The following is a 3974-nucleotide window of genomic DNA, read 5'->3' as shown; positions in this document are numbered from 1 at the left end:
CGTCGCGGCCGCGTCGACGACATGTACCAGGAGGGCGACCTCATGGTCGTCGAGGGCATCGCGCCCGTCGAGGAGATGATCGGGTTCTCCTCCGACATCCGCTCGGCCACCGAGGGCCGCGCCTCGTGGAACACCGAGAACGCGGGCTTCCGCGTCCTCGTCGATAATCTCCAGCGCGAGAAGATCATGGAGATCCGCGAGCGCAAGGGGATGAAGCTCGAACTGCCGCAGTCGATCGACTACTTCTAAGTCGACGACGCGGTCCGCGGTCTCTGCGGTCAACTTCTCTCTCGCGTCTTCCGCCTGAGAGCCCCGACGCCGTCGATCGCGGCAGACCTCCCCGAACCGTGCGCCGCGTTGACAGCACGGAAGCGAGGCAACGCCTGCCAGCGCCGAAGGCTTATACCGGATCGTCCGACTCCGTTCGGGTATGCAGACGGGCACGACTCCCCCCCGGCGCACCGCGACGGAGCCACCGAGCGACCGCTCCACGTCGGGGACAGGAGCGCGTCCGCGGACGAGCGATCCGGACTCGACCGGCCGCGATGAAGCCGGGCGCGGCGCGGCGCCGGAGGTGGCGCAGTGAGCGACCGTCGTGACGGGGCGCCGGAGGCCGCGCTCGACGCGGAGGCGGGCGTCGACGAGCCCGACTCGGGAGCGTCGCCCGACGGCGGCCACGCCTCGACGGCGGTCTCGACGCACACGGTCCGGCTGGAGCTGGTCGACGAGCCCGGGCAGCTGCTCGCCGCGCTCCACCCGATCGCCGACAACGGCGGGAACCTCCTGTCGATCTACCACGAGCGCGGGAACAAGACGCCCCGCGGCCGGATCCCGGTCGAGGTCGACTTCGAGGCGACGCCGGACCGGTTCGAGGAGATTGTCGACGCGCTCCGTAGCGAGGGCGTGAACGTGATGCAGGCCGGCACGGAGCGGTACGCCGAGGAGGTGACGCTGCTCCTCTTCGGCCACCTCATCGACACCGACCTCTCCGACACGCTCTCGAGCATTGAGGCCTGCGAGTCGGCGTCGGTCGCCGACGTGTCGCTCGCGGCCCCGCAGGGCACCGAGGAGGTGTCGAGCGCGCGGCTCCGGCTCGAAGCCCGGGCCGGCGAGACGGACGCGGCGCTCGCCGCGGTCCGCGACCTCGCCGCGGAGAAGGACCTTCGCGTCGTTGAGCCACTCACGGGGGTGGAGGCGTGAGACTTGCCGTGATCGGTGCGGGCGCCGTCGGGCGCTCCGTCGTCGAGCTGGCGGGCGAACACGGCCACGAGGTCGTCGCGGTCGCCGACTCGTCGACCGCGGTCGTCGCGGACGGGACGGGCGGTTCCGGCGGAGAGGCCGTCGGCGTCGACCCCGACGCGGTCGTGGCGCGGCAGGCGGAACGGGGGATCGTCGGCGACGACGACCCGGCAGACGCGCTGGCGGCCGACTACGACGTCCTCGTGGAGGCGACGCCGACGACGCTCGGCGACGCCGAGCCGGGCTTCTCGCACGTGACGACCGCCTTAGAGCGCGACCGCCACGCGGTCCTCGCGAACAAGGGCCCCGTCGCGGAGCGGTACGGCGACCTACGGGCGGCCGTCGGCGACAGCGACGGCGAGATCCGGTTCGAGGCGACCGTGGGTGGCGCGATCCCCGCAGTGTCGACGGTCGAGGACATCGAGCCCGGCCACGTCACGGCGGTCCGGGGCGTGCTCAACGGGACGGCGAACTTCATCCTGACGCGGATGGCCGCCGAGGGGCTGGACTACGACCACGTGCTCGCGGAGGCGCAGGACCTCGGCGTCGCGGAGGCGGACCCCTCCTTCGACGTGGACGGCACCGACGCGGCGCTGAAGTGCGTCATCCTCGCGAACGTGCTCTCGTTCGGCGCGGTCGACGACCCCGCCGACGCCCGGGAGTTCACGCTCGAAGACGCCGACGTCTCGGGGATCCGCGACGTGCCCGGCTCCGCGCTCCGCCTCGCGGCCGAGGACGGGCGGACGGTCCGGCTGATCGGCGAGGCGACGGGCGAGACCGTCCGCGTCGCGCCGCGGCTCGTCCCCGAGAACGGCACGCTCGCGGTCTCGGGGACGCAGAACATCGTCCAGATCGAGACCTCCCACGCCGGCCGGCTCAACATCTCCGGCCGCGGCGCGGGCGGCCCCGAGACCGCGAGCGCGGTCCTCGGCGACGTGGGCCGGCTGGAGTAGCCGACGCCCGACTCGCCCACCGACGGTCTCCGTGCGGCCGTGTGGCGTGCCCCGGGTTGTCGAGAATCGCAAGACGGCGGCACGATACTCTGTGGGCCGTATCGAAACCGTTTTAGTGGAATCAACCGAAACTTACTCACAGAGCGCCTTAGCGCGTGATTACCCCATGAGTGACAAACCGCACCAGAACCTGGCCATTATCGGCCACGTCGACCACGGCAAGAGTACGCTCGTGGGTCGCCTCCTCTTCGAGACGGGGAGCGTCCCCGAGCACGTAATCGAGCAGCACCGCGAGGAAGCCGAAGAGAAGGGCAAGGGCGGCTTCGAGTTCGCCTACGTGATGGACAACCTCGCCGAGGAGCGCGAGCGCGGCGTCACGATCGACATCGCCCACCAGGAGTTCGACACCGACGAGTACTACTTCACCATCGTCGACTGTCCGGGCCACCGTGACTTCGTGAAGAACATGATCACGGGTGCCTCGCAGGCCGACAACGCGGTGCTCGTCGTCGCGGCCGACGACGGCGTCGCGCCCCAGACCCGCGAGCACGTGTTCCTGGCCCGCACGCTCGGGATCAACGAGCTCATCATCGGCGTCAACAAGATGGACCTCGTCGACTACAGCGAGGACTCCTACAAGGAGGTCATCAGCGAGGTCGAGGACCTGCTCAACCAGGTCCGCTTCGCGACCGACGACACCACGTTCGTGCCGATCTCGGCCTTCGAGGGCGACAACGTCGCCGAAGCGTCCGAGAACACCTCGTGGTACGACGGCCCCACCCTGCTGGAGTCGCTCAACGACCTGCCGGAGGCCGAGCCGCCGACGGACGCGCCGCTCCGCCTGCCGATCCAGGACGTGTACACCATCTCCGGTATCGGGACCGTCCCCGTGGGACGCGTCGAGACCGGGATCCTCAACACCGGCGACAACGTCTCCTTCCAGCCGTCCGACGTGGGCGGCGAGGTGAAGACGGTCGAGATGCACCACGAAGAGGTGCCCAAGGCCGAGCCCGGCGACAACGTCGGATTCAACGTCCGCGGCATCGGCAAGGACGACATCCGCCGCGGCGACGTCTGTGGCCCGGCCGACGACCCGCCGAGCGTCGCCGAGACGTTCCAGGCCCAGGTCGTCGTCATGCAGCACCCGTCGGTCATCACGGCCGGCTACACCCCGGTCTTCCACGCCCACACGGCGCAGGTCGCCTGTACGATCGAGTCCATCGATCAGAAGATCGACCCCTCGTCCGGTGAGGTCGCCGAGGAGAACCCGGACTTCATCAAGTCCGGCGACGCGGCGGTCGTCACCGTGCGTCCCCAGAAGCCGCTCAGCATCGAGCCGTCCGGCGAGATTCCGGAACTCGGCAGCTTCGCCATCCGCGACATGGGTCAGACCATCGCGGCCGGCAAGGTGCTGGACGTCAACGAGCGATAATCGATGCAGCAGGCACGCGTCCGCCTCGCCGGCACGAGCCCCGAGGACCTCGACGACATCTGCGACGACGTCCGCGAGATCGCGGACTCGACGGGAGTCGCCCTGTCGGGCCCGATCCCGCTGCCGACGAAGACGCTCGAGATCCCGTCGCGCAAGTCCCCGGACGGTGAGGGGACGGCGACGTGGGAGCACTGGGAGATGCGCGTCCACAAGCGGCTCATCGACATCGACGCCGACGAACGCGCGCTCCGCCAGCTCATGCGCGTCCAAGTGCCGAACGACGTCAGCATCGAGATCGTTCTCGAAGCCTGAGCGCTAGGGCGTTTCTCTTTCACCCCTTTCGTTTTTCA

The 3974-nt window shown here is 69.7% G+C and carries 4 protein-coding genes and 1 pseudogene; all 5 read left to right on the top strand.

The annotated features are described in order from the left end of the window. Window positions 1-249: pseudogene (locus tag B9G38_RS14945) on the top strand (elongation factor EF-2); the annotation flags it as partial. A 333-nt stretch (window positions 250-582) separates the two neighbouring features. Then, the gene (locus B9G38_RS14940; RefSeq protein ID WP_049932264.1) at window positions 583-1200 is read left to right on the top strand and encodes an amino acid-binding protein; all 618 of its coding nucleotides are present in this window, start codon (window positions 583-585) and stop codon (window positions 1198-1200) included. Then, window positions 1197-2192: a homoserine dehydrogenase gene (locus tag B9G38_RS14935; protein ID WP_086220902.1), complete on the top strand. Its 996-nt coding sequence runs from the start codon at window positions 1197-1199 to the stop codon at window positions 2190-2192. Before B9G38_RS14940 ends, B9G38_RS14935 begins: the two co-directional genes overlap by 4 nt. A 166-nt stretch (window positions 2193-2358) precedes the next feature. Continuing rightward, entirely contained in the window at window positions 2359-3624 is a 1266-nt protein-coding gene (gene tuf, locus B9G38_RS14930) for a translation elongation factor EF-1 subunit alpha (RefSeq protein ID WP_049932267.1), read from the top strand. 3 nt (window positions 3625-3627) lie between these two features. After that, window positions 3628-3936: a 30S ribosomal protein S10 gene (gene rpsJ / locus B9G38_RS14925; RefSeq protein ID WP_086220901.1), complete on the top strand. Its 309-nt coding sequence runs from the start codon at window positions 3628-3630 to the stop codon at window positions 3934-3936. Window positions 3937-3974: the final 38 nt, after the last annotated feature.

Source organism: Halorubrum sp. SD612, assembly GCF_002135005.1.
Note: the sequence above shows the minus strand (reverse complement) of the source record. Positions and strands in the feature narration are given on the sequence as shown.